The sequence below is a fragment of the Halegenticoccus soli genome, from assembly GCF_002844195.1.
GTDB lineage: Archaea > Halobacteriota > Halobacteria > Halobacteriales > Haloferacaceae > Halegenticoccus > Halegenticoccus soli.
Window position 1 is genome coordinate 451,841 of record NZ_PEND01000003.1, and the last position, 14,112, is coordinate 465,952.

Annotated in this window: 13 protein-coding genes and 2 pseudogenes; 5 read left to right on the forward strand and 10 right to left on the reverse strand. The window is 51.8% G+C overall.

The window, feature by feature from the left end; translation table 11 throughout:
- The first annotated feature begins 614 nt into the window (after positions 1–614).
- On the forward strand, positions 615–782 hold the full coding sequence (locus CNO20_RS10715) for a DUF1931 domain-containing protein (protein WP_101296105.1): 168 nt from the start codon (positions 615–617) through the stop codon (positions 780–782).
- Positions 783–915: 133 nt separating this feature from the next.
- Here CNO20_RS10715 and CNO20_RS10720 read toward each other — a convergent pair whose 3' ends face one another.
- Together CNO20_RS10720 and CNO20_RS24345 are read right to left on the reverse strand one after the other, a co-directional pair.
- Entirely contained in the window at positions 916–1,200 is a 285-nt protein-coding gene (locus CNO20_RS10720; RefSeq protein ID WP_101296106.1) for a PadR family transcriptional regulator, read from the reverse strand.
- 324 nt (positions 1,201–1,524) lie between these two features.
- On the reverse strand, positions 1,525–1,839 hold the full coding sequence (locus CNO20_RS24345) for a VOC family protein (protein ID WP_101296107.1): 315 nt from the start codon (positions 1,837–1,839) through the stop codon (positions 1,525–1,527).
- A 478-nt stretch (positions 1,840–2,317) separates the two neighbouring features.
- Here CNO20_RS24345 and CNO20_RS10730 point away from each other — a divergent pair, with 478 nt between their 5' ends.
- Positions 2,318–2,635: a putative quinol monooxygenase gene (locus CNO20_RS10730; protein WP_233204122.1), complete on the forward strand. Its 318-nt coding sequence runs from the start codon at positions 2,318–2,320 to the stop codon at positions 2,633–2,635.
- A gap of 72 nt (positions 2,636–2,707) precedes the next feature.
- Here CNO20_RS10730 and CNO20_RS23820 read toward each other — a convergent pair whose 3' ends face one another.
- Positions 2,708–2,899 (reverse strand): DUF5786 family protein, encoded by a 192-nt coding sequence (locus CNO20_RS23820; RefSeq protein ID WP_101296109.1) that lies wholly within the window; start codon positions 2,897–2,899, stop codon positions 2,708–2,710.
- 507 nt (positions 2,900–3,406) lie between these two features.
- Here CNO20_RS23820 and CNO20_RS23825 point away from each other — a divergent pair.
- Both CNO20_RS23825 and CNO20_RS10740 read left to right on the forward strand, forming a co-directional pair.
- Positions 3,407–3,595, forward strand: a pseudogene (locus tag CNO20_RS23825) (macro domain-containing protein); the annotation flags it as partial.
- A 153-nt stretch (positions 3,596–3,748) separates the two neighbouring features.
- Positions 3,749–5,068: pseudogene (locus CNO20_RS10740) on the forward strand (RNA-guided endonuclease InsQ/TnpB family protein).
- A gap of 189 nt (positions 5,069–5,257) precedes the next feature.
- On the opposite strand, the gene CNO20_RS10745 reads toward CNO20_RS10740, so the two are convergent.
- From CNO20_RS10745 to CNO20_RS10760, 4 genes are all read right to left on the reverse strand, one after another.
- Positions 5,258–6,436 carry an NAD(P)/FAD-dependent oxidoreductase gene (locus tag CNO20_RS10745; RefSeq protein WP_101296110.1) on the reverse strand — a complete coding sequence of 393 codons (1,179 nt, stop codon included), beginning with the start codon at positions 6,434–6,436 and terminating at the stop codon, positions 5,258–5,260.
- A 243-nt stretch (positions 6,437–6,679) separates the two neighbouring features.
- Positions 6,680–7,831: a mandelate racemase/muconate lactonizing enzyme family protein gene (locus CNO20_RS10750; RefSeq protein WP_101296111.1), complete on the reverse strand. Its 1,152-nt coding sequence runs from the start codon at positions 7,829–7,831 to the stop codon at positions 6,680–6,682.
- Between the two features lie 449 nt (positions 7,832–8,280).
- Positions 8,281–8,463 carry a DUF5786 family protein gene (locus tag CNO20_RS10755; protein ID WP_101296112.1) on the reverse strand — a complete coding sequence of 61 codons (183 nt, stop codon included), beginning with the start codon at positions 8,461–8,463 and terminating at the stop codon, positions 8,281–8,283.
- 179 nt (positions 8,464–8,642) lie between these two features.
- On the reverse strand, positions 8,643–9,503 hold the full coding sequence (locus tag CNO20_RS10760) for a hypothetical protein (RefSeq protein WP_101296113.1): 861 nt from the start codon (positions 9,501–9,503) through the stop codon (positions 8,643–8,645).
- 363 nt (positions 9,504–9,866) lie between these two features.
- Here CNO20_RS10760 and CNO20_RS22620 point away from each other — a divergent pair, with 363 nt between their 5' ends.
- Positions 9,867–10,127 (forward strand): hypothetical protein, encoded by a 261-nt coding sequence (locus CNO20_RS22620; protein ID WP_143423197.1) that lies wholly within the window; start codon positions 9,867–9,869, stop codon positions 10,125–10,127.
- 9 nt (positions 10,128–10,136) lie between these two features.
- Here the strand turns inward: CNO20_RS22620 and CNO20_RS24515 are convergent, their stop codons facing one another.
- The 3 genes from CNO20_RS24515 to CNO20_RS24350 form a co-directional block, all read right to left on the reverse strand.
- Positions 10,137–10,922, reverse strand: coding sequence for an RAD55 family ATPase (locus tag CNO20_RS24515; RefSeq protein WP_449405044.1), 786 nt, complete (start codon positions 10,920–10,922; stop codon positions 10,137–10,139).
- 373 nt (positions 10,923–11,295) lie between these two features.
- Entirely contained in the window at positions 11,296–13,203 is a 1,908-nt protein-coding gene (locus CNO20_RS10765; protein WP_101296114.1) for a beta-CASP ribonuclease aCPSF1, read from the reverse strand.
- A 395-nt stretch (positions 13,204–13,598) separates the two neighbouring features.
- Complete coding sequence (locus CNO20_RS24350) at positions 13,599–13,883, reverse strand: MarR family transcriptional regulator (protein ID WP_394337254.1); 285 nt, start codon at positions 13,881–13,883, stop codon at positions 13,599–13,601.
- Positions 13,884–14,112: the final 229 nt, after the last annotated feature.

Below are 14,112 nucleotides of genomic sequence, written 5' to 3' on the forward strand. Positions count from 1 at the left end.
TAATCTCAGCACGACGCCTGCCGAGCGGCGCACATTCGCTTTCTACTGCTCTGAGTAAGACGCCCGCATAAAATTCCGATTCGTACCGTGCTGGCAATTCAAGTGCGAGTATGACACGATTTCAAGAGCATTTCCTGGTATCCGAAGAGGCGCCTTCTGATTGGGAAGTCGTCGATAATATAGAGCTCGGGAACTGTCGGGGACGGAAGAGACCCGTTTTGGATCTGATTAAAACGGGGGGATGGTGGTGTGTCAACCCGTTGAACGTCCTCGTGGTGCCTCTGAGCACGTTCACACTCACGATCTATCCAACGATATTAAAATCCTATGGATTATTAATTTCGAGTTGTGATCACCGAATACTATTAGACAATTACACCGAACTCATGACCAGGGATCATCCCCACGGGGTAGACGGTGTGTCACAACACGAGAGCTTCCGGTTTCCGTGGCTTCCAAGACAGGACAACTCTTTTTGGCGGTTGGTCAGTTTCAGATACCCACAACCCACGTTATCTCGAAGATTAAGTATAAATATCCAGTGAAGGCGAGAGATTGACGGCTGTAAGTCGCCTGACTCTTTATTTTGAGGCTCAACAAAGCAGTAGGTCGTTATGGCAGACCTGATCGTCAACTCGGCTGTCAAAGACGCACTTGAAGGTCACAACGTCTCGGGCGAGTTCTACGACGCTCTCGATGAACGAGTCCAAGAACTTCTCGACCACGCCAGTCGGCGTGCGGAGGAAAACGGCCGGAAAACGGTCCAGCCGCGCGATCTCTAACGAGCCAGGACGCGTCTTCAACCAGTGCCGCCCCCAACTCGTCTGATGAGCCACTGGAACCGCCAGCTCCAGCACTTTCAGTAGATCCTCTTGTGGTCCGCAATAAGGAGATTGACGACCTGCTTTGCGGCTCCTAGTGAGCGATCTGGGGGACGGTTTCACGCTGCCACTCCGCCCATTCACGGAGTGTGTCGAGTCCGTGATCAATCACCGCATAGAAATTCGTCCGCCGGTCGAGCGTCCCCTTTTCGACGTAGTCTTGCTGGACAAGCGTGTCTAAGTTTGGGTACAACCGTCCATGGTTGATTTCCTCTTCGTACACGTGTTCAAGCTCCTCTTTGATATCTTGGCCTGATGGGTGCTCGAAGCCGGCGATCACGACGAGGAGGTCACGCTGGCTGCCGCTGAGTTCAAACATGCGACTAAGAAATAAATTGGGTTCGCTATCATTATTCATGCATAATACTATGTAGCGTAACTATGCTACCTAGCAACAATTTTATTTGGAGCGTCATTGGGGGCAGGTTCAGTGGAATCGTTTGAAACTAGAATGAAGGCTTCAAGATCAAATAACTTCGATTACAGACGACATCTTGAATCGTGAGAACAACCGTAAACCGCCGTCAACTCACTCACTGCGTGTTGCAATCACCCAGAGATTGCCCTCGGGACCTTCTACTATGGCTCGCCGATATGGATCCGCATCTGTCTGTTGTGGCTGCTTGACAACGAGAGCACCAGCTTAAAGCGCCTCTTGATAGACGACATCAACGTCTAGGACATAAAGATGGACCATCGACGAGCCTACTGGGGGGGTGTGAGTTCCTTCCCCAAGCATGACAACTGTGTCGTCAATTCGCAGTTCAACGTGCATAGCGGACCCATCAGATCGCTCATATCGACGAAGGGTAGTCGCGCCAAATACGGTCGTGAGAAAGTCGATGAGACGCTCTGCGTCTTCAGCTACCAAGTATGGCGAGACACTCGAATATCCCTCTGGTTTGAACTGATCACTCATGGTAAACTCCTTGCTCTGTAGGGTGGTGGGCAAGTACATAGTAGTAGCGACAGGGAAGAAAGAGACCTACAAGAGTGGTGGCGAGGTTTCTCTGATTAATTTTGTTAGTTGAGGAGAAGCCGTCCGAAGGAGAGTAATAACATCACCTAATAACAGACTCTATTAAATTCAATATTATTGATATCCGCATACCCCCCGCACCGTTTATCGGTGAAGCCTGGCGCGGCACCAGCGATAGAGGGGACACAGTTTACCTGTCGTCAAGCATAAACGGGATTCTAACCGCATGAATTTCTAGTAAATTATCACCTAAGTTCAACAAATACTTCAAAATACGTAAATTACATGAATTTCTTTGTAGAGCTCCCCTCTATCTCCGAGATTGTGTTTTCTGTTCGTGCGGGCAAGTCATGGCGCTTGACGATCCAGCCTATTTCTTCCTACCCGAGATGAATATATGTTATCTTTTCATTGAATCTATAATGAATGGGGATGTATTTTATATGGTCAAGATGATATGCCAAATGGAATGATCGTACTTCATGCGATGTTTCCTATCGATTTGAATCGTCGCACCGAAGCACTGGATCTTATCGAAGATCTTGCTGAACAGTCCCGGCAGGAAGAGGGAATAATCAAGTATCATGCCACAATAGACATCACAGATCCACACCTTATATGGTTCTTTGAACTGTACAAGAACGAAGCTGCATTTACGGCACATACGGAAACAGCGCACTTTCGAGAGTTTGAGGAAGCACTGCCACGCCTACTCAGTGGTGAACCGACAATCCACCAATTTGAGGTCGAAGATGTTTCAGACATCAAATTGTAGAACCGAGATAGCAACGATTGTCCGAGTTAGGTCGCAAAATAGTCTCTGTACCTCTTGCGCCAAAGTTAGCCCTTACTCCTCGTTTTCAGACGTCGCCTTAATTTCTTCGAGTCGATTGACGAGATCATTGACCGATGATCCCGATTCAAACGTGAGTTCTCCATCGTGATCGTGTTCGTGAGCGTCCACACCTTCGCTTTCTTCGCGCTCAGTACTAACGTCGTGATTCTGCTGTTCAGACTCATCGTAACTCCCAAATCCCATAGTCAGCCATAATGGCTCTGTAGACTAAAATCACCCGGGCCCATTCCGACTCGTCTGCAGACATCGCATAAACTGAGCGGAAGTACGAGATACGCCTACAGTAGCGCTTCACTCACCTCCCAGTCAAGCGAACCGGCAAGGAGGAGCCTGACCTGAAATACTTAGGAACGGTCATTTAACCGAAGCACTTGTGTACGGAGGGTCAGTTAGAAGAACAGGCAATGACGAACTGCCGACGAAAGACCACGGTCTGTGGAAGCGAGACTGATTGGAATATTGAAAATGTCACCCGACGTGCCGTCTGGACGAATGAGGAAACAGAGTGCGCAAACTGTGGCTCACCAGTTAGTCTGAATATCGGCCATTATGTTGTGACTCTTCGGCCCGCACAGCCAACTGATATTGAAGCGGAGCCATGTCAGGTCGAACTCTGTTCACGCCACTGTGTTGAGAAGTGGGTTCCTTCGTAAATCGGCTTTTTATACGAACCTATAGTGTGATGGATGTATAGAGTTCGCCGTTATCCAAGGCGATATCGTCCCTCAAAGCGCTAATGCACTCGTGAACACCACAGGTACAAGTCTTCAGTTGGGGAGTGGTGTCGCTGGTGCCCTTGGACACGGAGCTATCGCCCGAGTTGATCTCGGTGCTCTCGCAGTGGCTACTGCATATGATCTTGACGCAGAAGGCATTATAGAGATTCGAGGAGAATACCCGTGCCTTTAGACGCAGGATGAATTCGACAACACCTGCACAGTCCACCGTCGATAACAGGGCCGGATATTCCACTGTTCTCACCCCAAATCTTTACAAGAGGATAGAGTATAAGCGCTTATACAAACGTTTCAGATGCTGGAAGTCCACCGAACCCATCGAGCGAACATCCTCAACCACAGCCAAGTGGCTGAGATGCTCGACCATCACGGGTGGAGTGCTAGCAAACTCTAGAACGTCGCCAACTACTACTCCCGGCAAGTCTGGGAGGAAACGGAGGAGATTCCCGACCATGGCGATCTCAAAGCCGAGTTGAAGGGTCACTCAAAGTACAAGGGGCTACAGAGTCAGTCCAGTCAGCGCGTTCTGGAGGAACTCGCTGAAGCCTTCAACTCATGGTACGAAAAGAGGAAGTCAGACAGTCGAGCGAATCCCCCCGACTACCGCAAAAAGAACTACTACGACGATGATGGCAACCGTGTCCACGAAGAGCATCCTCGCTCGACGGTGACGTGGAAGCAGAACGGTATTAAGCACGATGCCAAAAACAACCGTGTGCGACTCTCGAAGGGTGTGAATCATAAGGCACACCCGAGAGCGTTGGAGTACATCCTTGTCGAGTACGAGACGCGCCCCGGAGTCACGGTTGAGAACCTGCAACAGGTTCGCGCCGTCTACGACAAGGCGAAGGAGCGATGGGAACTGCACCTCGTCTGCAAAGACGAGATCGAGACACCCGACTCACCCGGCGAGGAAACAGCGGGTATCGACCTTGGTATCTGCAACTTCGCCGCCATCGCATACAGCACCGAACAAGCCGACCTGTACCCCGGCAACCGCTTGAAACAAGACGGGTACTACTTCCCGAAGGAGATCGCCAAGTGCGATGATTCGGGCGGCGACCGCGCCACGCGGCTCAACCACAAGTGGTCGGAACGCCGAACCCACTTCTTCCACAACCTCGCCAAACACATCGTTGAACGGTGTGTGCAGCGAGAGGTTGGCCATATCAACGTTGGTGCGTTGAGCGGCGTCCGTGAAGACGAGAACGACAAGTCAAAGAACTGGGGGAAGCACGGGAACCTTGACTTGCATGGGTGGGCGTTCGACCGCTTCACCTCGATTCTCGAATACAAGGCCAAGGTCGAGGGCATCAAGATCGCTGAAGTGTCCGAACGCGACACGAGTAAGACGTGTTGCGTGTGCGGGAGAGGAGACGACCGTCAGCGTGTCGAGCGTGGCCTATACGTCTGTGAGGAGTGTGATGCGGCGTTCAACGCTGACGTGAACGGGGCGGAGAACATCCGATTCGACATCAACGAAAGTAACTCCGAGTCTTCGGCCAGTTTAGACGAAGATAGGAGTACCGGCTGGTTGGCACAGCCCGGAGTCTACCTTCACGACTTGTCCAGCGGATTCCAACCGCAGGAACAAGTGGGAGACTGCAAACCATAATATCCCAAACGCCGTCGGGATTCCTCCGTCTTCAGGCGGAGGAGGATGTCAAGAACTCACTTGCTGTCTGTTTTGAGTATCAGCGCCTTCCTCTGCATTCAATGTTAACGGATATATACCCGCTACGATCTTCTATATGAATTGGAGCGTGATCTATATTTAGGTTGAATATTCAATAATTAGGGCGTCTTAGAGGCTCTCCCACGCAATGGCTGCGCGCTTGGCTGAGGTAACGTCAGCGATCCACCGTGCAGCAATCGCTTTTTTGAGGAGTTTCGCCCCTGGTCCGCCAAACGTGGTAAGGGGAACGCCCGTGACGTCATGGGCAACGGCTTTCTCGCCAACTGAGATAACGGTACCTTTGTCCTTATGAACCCATGATTTAAGTGGAGCACCACGAACAGCACGGGCGAGATTCTCACCGGCTACCTCGGCTGCCTGCCAGGCAGCCTGTGCAGTGGGTGGCGCAACAGAGTCAGTTCCTTGATCGATGAGCGCCGAGTCACCGATCGCGAACACACGCTCATCGCTGGTCTGGAAGTCCGTCCCTGCAAACAGACGATTGCTTCGCTCGTTCTTCTCAAGCTCTACGTCGGTCAGCTCTTCTTGGCCGGTAATTCCACCAGTCCAAATAAGAACATCATACACCAGTTCCTGTGGGTCTTCCTCTTCACCCCCGCCAAGATAAACAGTCTCGTCGTTAACTTTTGAAATGAACTCTCCCGTCAAGATGTTAATGTCCTTCTCGAGGAGACGTTTACGGAGTGCACCTTGGACCTCTGGATCCTGCCCAGGGAAGATCCGATCAAGTCCCTCCACAAGCGTGATCTCAATTGGCGCATTTTGGTCATCGCGGTACTCCGCGATTTCGCCTGCAGCTTGAATACCTGAGAGCCCTGCACCACCGATAAGTATCTGACCTGGATCGGTTTGGGTGCTCGCCTGCGCAGCAGCTATAATCTGCTCGTTAATAGTCCGCGCATCTTCGAGACTCTTCAAGGTCAATGAATGCTCACGAAGGCCATCAATCCCGTAGAAAGCCGTTGCACTGCCGAGCGCGACAAGAAGATAGTCGTACTCGACTGTCCTCTCGTCAAGTTCGACCAGACGGTTTTCAGTATCAATGTTTTTAACGTGCCCCTGAATGAAGTCCGTCTCGGCGGACTTGATGTCGCTGATGGGGAGGGCGATCTTCGATTCAACGCTTGGATCACGGATGGCACGGTGAACCTCATGGAGGACAAGATGATACTCATGCTCTGAGACCCACGTGAGCTCCGCTTCGGTGTCGCCGATCTCCTTCTCAAACGATTTGACCGCACCTGCCCCGGCATAGCCGGCACCGAGGACAACTACTTGTTGAGTCACATCTGTCGGTGTGTGAAACGTATATAAGTGAATTTTGTTTTGCGCAGGAATTTGCCTCCTGTAGTTCAATAATCACGCAACGGATCTGTAGCGACGTGGTACGAATCACTGCAAGAACTGTCGGTAGATCCTACAGAAACACTGCTTGGGAAGGAGAGTCGGAATCTCCAAGGCCAATATCCAACCCTTCGAGGCGGACAGACGAGCAAGAATCAGCACTACTGTGAGAACGACTACTGTTACCTAGGGTCGTTTCAAAGCTCCTTCTTTATCAAACAAACTGTGGCTATCCTTCGGTTCTCCGGGGTAGGCACGAGCAGCATCAGCATCGAACTCGACGCCCAGACCTGGCTTGTCAGGTACAGCGATTGCGCCATTTTCGACCTCAAAGTCGTGCTTCACGATCTCGTCTCCCCACTCAACATCTCGGCTCATGTGTTCGAGCACTTCGAGGTTCTCAATTCCTGCACAGAGATGCAGCGCTGCGGCCGTGCTCACGCCCGCGTTGGGATTGTGCGGCGCGAACGTCATGTAGCGCGCCTTCGCGATCGCCGCGGCGTGCTGTAACTCCTGAAGGCTGCCAAAGTTCGTCACGTCGGGCTGGATGATATCGCACGCTTGCACCCGAGAGAGTTCCTCGATAGTCTCGTTATTGTAGAGCCGTTCGCCAGTTGCGACGGGCATGTCGACCTGACGGGTCACTTCAGCCATCACCTCCTTGTCTTCGAGTTCGACCGGCTCTTCGAGGAACATGATGTCGTACTCTCCGAGCGCGTTCGCGACGTCGATCGCACCGCGGCGGGTAAACCGGCCGTGACAGTCGAGCGCGATGCCGACATCCCAGCCAACAGCGTCGCGGACTGCTTCGAGCAGGTCGGCAACCTCGCCGATCTGGTCGTTCGTGAGCGAGTACTCGTAGTGGGCGAACGGATCGCACTTCAGCGCGGGATACCCCTGCTCTTTCACGGCCTTCTCCGCGTGGTGGGCGTAGTTCTCGGGCGTCCGCTCGCCGATGTGCCACCCGTTCGCGTACACGGGAATCTCGTCGTGGACCTTCCCACCGAGCAGCTTCCACACCGGCTCGCCGTAGTACTTGCCGGCGATGTCCCACAGTGCGATGTCAATCGCGGCGGCGACGGCGTTGATGAGTTTGCCCGCCCGCCACGCGAACGGGTACCGACGGAGCATCCGATTGATCCGCTTTCGGTTCAGCGGATCCTCACCGATGACGTAGTGTTTGTGCGCCTCGGCTGTTGCCTCGAGCGCCGCGGTCAGCCCTTCACCACTCAGCGCCTCTCCGACGCCGGTGATCCCCTCGTCGGTTTCTACCTGGACGAAGAACCAGTTTCGCCAGTCCGCATCGACGACAAACGTCTCCACATCTGTAACCTGCATAGGAACAACTCAAACGGGATGGAGTAAACCAGTTACGAATACGGAGAATCGTCGAGGATCGGGAGGAATTTCGACCGAGTTACAATCATATGATTGTAACGGAGGGCGGGAGATGACTCTAAGCGAATATTGAAGTGAATCACTGGCAGCGTATTAGAAGTTACGGACGCTCAATGAACATACTTGTACATTCAGAAGGTGTTGAGCGTTTTTTCTCCTGTTTTTCCAAGGAGTTTGTCACAGATCAAAACGAGAGCGGGAGTGCTACTTGAGAATGGCACAAGGAGGCACATTCCATAGGTATAACCAGAGAGTCACTCTGATTTGAGAGGGTTCGATTACACCTACCCGGTGAGGGGAGGGACGTAGCTTGATGAGAGGTAGACGGATATCTGTGGGCCAAAGACCAACCCAGGCTGGTAGCGAGACCACCAAAAGAGATTGCGCGACTAGTCTTCGGTTTTTTTCATATCGGAGAGTTTACTAACGAGGTCAGTAACTGATGACCCAGATTCGAACGAAACCGTCCCTTCGTGTTCGTTTACGTGAACGTTCACACCTTCACTCTCATCATCGTCATCGTTGACTTCGTGCTTCTGCTGCTCGGATTCGTCATAGCTCCCAAATCCCATATGTGCTGATCACGGTCCTGAGACTAAAAGTATCCGATTACACTCGTTGACATCCCCCCGCCCTAAAGGACGAGGCTTTGTGCCTGCTTTCACGTTACGCACCAAAACTGGTACTCGATTCAACTATACACCCACTGGATTGTTAACAAAAGAGTGGAAGGGACCAATCCTTTCGCCAATCAAACAACAAGCCCTTCGAAGTCTTTCCGTATTGCATCAACGATTGCGTCCCGGTCATACTCACCTGCTGTTGCACTCACAAGCGTTATCTCCTCTTCGTCGACGGGAATCCAAATTTGGAGGAACCCTTGTGATCCCACCATGTAGTCAACTCGAGAGGCAGGCTTCTGCCACAATTCAGCCGCTTCACCAGTATATTTCGGATGAATCCCCTTCGGAATAGATTTGGTCGTCTCATATCTGAAATCTGGATCCTGCTCGAGCTGTTTACGAACGTTCGCGGCGATCGTGTGGCGGTCGGCGTCCTCTTTGATTTGCGTATGTACGGATTGAATAGCTTGTGAGACGAACTTCTCCAGGTTCTTTGCAGGAACGATCTTATCAGCATCCTCGAGGATTTCCTGTTCTTGGATTCGTGGTTCACAGCTCAGACCAAAGACAATTCGATCACTCGACGGTTCGTGGCAGACGCCGAGGTTCGCTCGTGGCCGATCACCGAGTTGAGGAAGGTACGTATCGGGGAGTTCGAGCAGCCGTACTGTCTCGAGTTCGCGATAGACAGAATAGTGCTCTCGTAAAAACGTCTTGAATTGGGACATTTCTCGCTTTGAGGGTGAGAGAAAGATGAACTGCTCTAACACTTCAGGAGTGGGATCGTCATCCTGGTAGAAAAATGTGTGACTCCGGTAGTTATCGAGTGCGAACCAAACGAGAAAATCGAGTGGACCATCGTCTACAAAGATTGCTTCTTCCACGATTTGTTCGGAAAACTTCGGGCATCGAGTAGAGACATGATCAACGAGACGCTGCATATAGTCTCCCGGGTCGAGTCCGTACTCCGAGATGAATTCCCGAGGCATACAGGTAGATACGATTACGCCCTAATAAAACCCGCTCGAAGCGCATCTTCAGGAACACTCTGAGAAAGTTCTACTCGTAGAGCGCAGTTGGACCTCGATCCTCCTGAATAGAGTGTGGCTCGGCTATGAGCGTCGTCACAAGGGGCTCGGTTCGGGGGTAAACTTCGTCATCACCACACCAACAGGGAGTGGACTTCTGAGTCACATTAGATATTTCTATGTTTCCTTTCTAAAACCGTAGAAGAAGCTGACCACACGCTGAATCTCGGCCACATGAGGATTTAGAAGAGAGACCAGAATGAGAGGATTGATAATAACATAGTCACCGCAAAGTAAATAGCAACTTCCTCATAACGCGTCTATATGACAGAGGAAACACGGAGTGGAGGAGTTAATGCTCAAGCCGTCCAAGAGGCAATCGACTGTGTTGTCCGCGAATTCGGATATCCTTCCGATATTCTCCTCCACTATACGTTTATCAATGGCCGAAAAAAGACGATTCTTGAAGTTCGAACGCCGAATGAAGAGCTCAAGTATGAACTCACATATGACGGAACCAACGACGAAAACGAACCGCAGGTCTCTCGACCGGTAAAAAAGAGTTCCGTCATGGACAATGAGTGAATGGATCCGTTAGCGGTGTGCAAATGACCGCGTTGACTCGAGCTCAAACTTCAGAGCCCCCGTAGAAGTCCGAGAAACCCATACGACAGCATCAGCGATGTGCGAAATGTCGCTGAGTGTACTGCTGTCGTGAGCAGCAAAATCGACCCCGTAGAGCGCGATTCCACCGTTTGCACGGAGAGCTGAAAGTCGTTCAAGGAACCGCTTAACACGCGGAGTAGGCGTAGTTGCTAACAACGGATCAAGCGAGCAAATAGCGAGATGTCGCGGCGTCGCTCGAAGTGCTTCAAGATGCGTAAGCTCGGAAAGACCAAGAGCAAGACGTTCAAGATCACTTGAAGAGGGAATAAACATGACCGGGGAATCACCGTACACCGCACGAACGTATTGAGGCGACGTTGTATCGATGAGTCCAATTGAGGGGGAATCGTCCGCAGCAGACAGCGATGAATACCGGTCAATCGCTGTTTCTGCGCTTTCCTGTGTCGTCACAATAAGGGCACTCTCGGCAGAAGTGCCGTATTGGCACAGTAACCGAAGGCAGAGTCCAGAGCCCGTAAGATCAAACGGCCCAGTAACAAGCAAGGTACTTCCAGGCGTCACAGTCGACAGTAACTCGGTGACGCTCGACTCGTCTTCCGAATCCTGAGGCGGCGTCATAGGATCAACCACTCTCGCTGCGTTCAGCGGTCTTGGTCGGAGATGAAGCGAGTTGAGAGAGAGTTTTAGCAGGGTAGTACCGAGCACCACAGTGTAGACACTTAGCGACGAGAAGGCGTGGTTGCTCGCTCCCATCCCCGTTTTCAGGACGGATACGGAGATCAAGGGGGATCTCGGTCAACTCTGTGCCACAGTCTGCGCAGGGCAGGTCGGTTTCTGTTATCATGGATGGATTCAGTGTTGAAGTGGAGGGGCGTGAGTTCCGCCAGAGAGGCCCACTGATCGCCGCCTCACCGGACGGAAGCAGACCCAGTGGGTGTCCGAACCTCGTACCGTCAAGAAAGCCCCCGAGGTAGGGCAATCCAGGGCACAGAGAACGGGCGGACCGCACCGTTGTACGCCTTACAATCACGTTGGTTAGGCTAAAATAGGTTTCGCTTCCAGAAAGATGATACTGGAACCGTATATCTCCGTACACAGCGGATCTCAGAGAGAAGCGGTCAGTCTGTTACACGAATCGGAACGTTTCCAAATTCCGGGGGGCGTACGTTCGTGCGTTAAACTTCTGATAGAGAGCTGAAGAGAGCTGATCAGTTGCGTCTTCATCACCGTGTACACAGAGAATCGTCTGCGGGCGCGGATTCATCGTTTTCACAAACTCCTCAAGGCCAGCACGGTCAGCATGGCCAGAGAAGCCGCTGACAGACTCAACACGGAAGCGTAGTGTAACTCGTGTCGTCCTTCCAGATTGATCAGACAGGGGGAGTTCACGATTACCGCTCTGGAGACGCCGACCAAGTGTTCCGGCGGCCTGATAGCCGACAAAGATGAGTGTATTCGTCGGCTCACGTCCTAAGAGTTCAAGCCACGACATGATTGGCCCACCCGTGACCATCCCAGACGTCGAAAGAATGATACAGGGGTCTCCACTCGCAATGCGCTCACGCATCTCTTCCCCACCATCGACCTGCCGGAATTGCTCTGCAAGGAAGGGATTATGATCTTGATGAAGGATCTGTCGACGAAGTCCATCACGAAGGAACTCGGGATATGCGGTGTGAATAGCGGTTGCTTCGCGGATCATTCCGTCGAGGTAAATGGGCATCGTCGGAATGCGGTCAGTGCGCATCGCTTCCTCCAGCACTAACATGAGCTCCTGAGACCGTCCAACAGCAAACGATGGAATGACCACTTTCCCTTGATTGTTGTACGTTTCGGTGATTAGTTCGAGTAACCGTTCTTCGCTGTCCTCTTGGTCTGTTTGGTAATCGCCCCGTCGACCGTACGTTGACTCCAGGATGAGTGTTTCAGCGCGTGGGAAATCAGTAACAGCACCGTTGAAGAGTCGCGTCTTCGTGTAATGAATATCCCCAGAGAAGATGATGTTGTGGAGGCCGTCACCGATATGGAAGTGAGCAATTGCGCTTCCAAGAATGTGTCCTGCATTGTGTAGCGTGAGTTTAATATCCGGAGCAATGTCCGTCACATCGCCATACTCGAGAGTGATTGTATGTTTGAGCGCCTCTCGAACCATCTCACTCGTATACGGGGGCGTCCGGCCTTCCTTCGTCGCAACACTGAGATAATCAAGCTGCAGGAGTCCCATGAGATCGCGAGTTGGGGCGGTTGTGTAGATCGGCCCATCATACCCATATTTGAATAACAATGGAAGGAGAGCACTGTGATCCAAGTGGGCATGAGTAAGAACAACCGCATCGAGATCGGGGAGAGGATTGGCTTCCGGTGCTTGGAGATATGGGACTTCACCCTCAGCACCAGGTTTATCGCCACAGTCAATGAGGATCCGGGTTTCTGGCGTACTGAGGATGAACCCGGCTCGACCCACTTCACGACAGCAGCCAAGCGTTGTGACGCGAACCCACTCTGTCTCATGGGTCGAGGTTCGATGAATACGATCTCCAACCCGTTTGAGAAAGGTACGTCGCTCCGCTCGTTCTTGCTTGAGGAAATTGCGGACGTTGGAAACAGTCGATGACTCTATTGGCGGTGTTCGAAGAACTTCTGGAGTCCAGCCGACTTCTTGAGTAATTTCTCGTAGGGTACTTCCATGTCTTCCGACCGCGAGACCGGCTTTTTCGGCTTCGATTAAAACCTCACCCGTCTCTGGGTAGAACTCAAGGTCTCCAATTTCGGCCTCTTCGGGGATAATGTCGAGAATTGTCGACTTTGCCTCTCCAACGGGAACAAGCCCATCTGACGTTGGCCGAATAGTAAGTCGTTTTCTGAGCGTTCTAGCAAGCCGTCGAACGAGTCCGTCATGTTCTGCGAACTCCTGTGGTGTATCAGTATAGACAATCAGTTGGGGTCCCTCATACATGACATCTGTAACCGACAGACCAGCAGGTAGTTCGGCTTCAATCGTCTCCTTCAACTCAGTAAGGTCATCTGATGTCATAGGTCGATCGGGCAGGTGGGGGAAGTGGTTGGGAGTCCATAGCGACTATTGTCATGAGCATTTGTTCGCCAATTGTACACCATTTTGAAACCTATTTTCCGGAAGACATCGTTTGAAGGCCGAACACGAGAGGTATCGGTTTCACACCCACCGTCTTTGGTAATGATGAGTGGAACGACCGATAGAGATCCCCTCTCCGTTGAGATACCGGATGAAGTTATTCAGTTACAGTCAGTTCAAGTTTAAAAACGTTTGGAAAACCACCTCCCGCTGGTACGTAAGTGCCCCAAGAGACGGCGAACGCTATCACCACCAGTACAGCGAGTCCAGATGGACGTCATCAGGTTAGAGGAGAAAGTACTCTGAAAACCTCCCGCAGAGATCACGGAGACGATTCACCTCATTGGGAAGAGATTAGATTCTACCGGGTGGTATGTGACGCTTCGCGCATCGAAGGGGTTTGGCCTCCGTTCGATTAGTCCGGCTGCATCCAGGTCCGCGACAGCATCGCGGATCGTTCGTTTGGGGAGAAGTGTGGCCTCTAGAAGTGTTTGCGGGGATGCTGGTCCGTCACGTTCGAGCACCCAGTAGACGAGTTTCACACTCGGGGGAGCATGTCGAAGCCAATTCCGCTTCGTATCGATGGTTTGTGATTGAGGTGAGTTAGTAATAGTGATCACCGGTATCCGAAAGGTACACTATAAGAGTAGATTGGTTCACATAAATTTTTCTCCGGCGTGCGAATACACGGTCTGTTAAGAACTTGATTAGGTGGAGAATGTCACGATGGTCGTTTTGATGTAGTGACGAGGAGATGTACGGAGTTCCTGCCTGTGAAGAGATCACGGCAGGGCACTGACTTTTGTGACTGACCACCTCGTCATCAGACGAGTTACCCTCAGCCGGACA

Coding starts and splice junctions, on each gene's coding strand:
- CNO20_RS10715 (WP_101296105.1), top strand. CDS start 615: ATGGCAGACCTGATCGTCAACTCGGCTGTCAAAGACGCACTTGAAGGT.
- CNO20_RS10720 (WP_101296106.1), bottom strand. CDS start 1,200: ATGTTTGAACTCAGCGGCAGCCAGCGTGACCTCCTCGTCGTGATCGCC.
- CNO20_RS24345 (WP_101296107.1), bottom strand. CDS start 1,839: ATGTACTTGCCCACCACCCTACAGAGCAAGGAGTTTACCATGAGTGAT.
- CNO20_RS10730 (WP_233204122.1), top strand. CDS start 2,318: ATGCCAAATGGAATGATCGTACTTCATGCGATGTTTCCTATCGATTTG.
- CNO20_RS23820 (WP_101296109.1), bottom strand. CDS start 2,899: ATGGGATTTGGGAGTTACGATGAGTCTGAACAGCAGAATCACGACGTT.
- CNO20_RS10750 (WP_101296111.1), bottom strand. CDS start 7,831: ATGCAGGTTACAGATGTGGAGACGTTTGTCGTCGATGCGGACTGGCGA.
- CNO20_RS10755 (WP_101296112.1), bottom strand. CDS start 8,463: ATGGGATTTGGGAGCTATGACGAATCCGAGCAGCAGAAGCACGAAGTC.
- CNO20_RS10760 (WP_101296113.1), bottom strand. CDS start 9,503: ATGCCTCGGGAATTCATCTCGGAGTACGGACTCGACCCGGGAGACTAT.
- CNO20_RS22620 (WP_143423197.1), top strand. CDS start 9,867: ATGACAGAGGAAACACGGAGTGGAGGAGTTAATGCTCAAGCCGTCCAA.
- CNO20_RS24515 (WP_449405044.1), bottom strand. CDS start 10,922: ATGGGAGCGAGCAACCACGCCTTCTCGTCGCTAAGTGTCTACACTGTG.
- CNO20_RS10765 (WP_101296114.1), bottom strand. CDS start 13,203: ATGACATCAGATGACCTTACTGAGTTGAAGGAGACGATTGAAGCCGAA.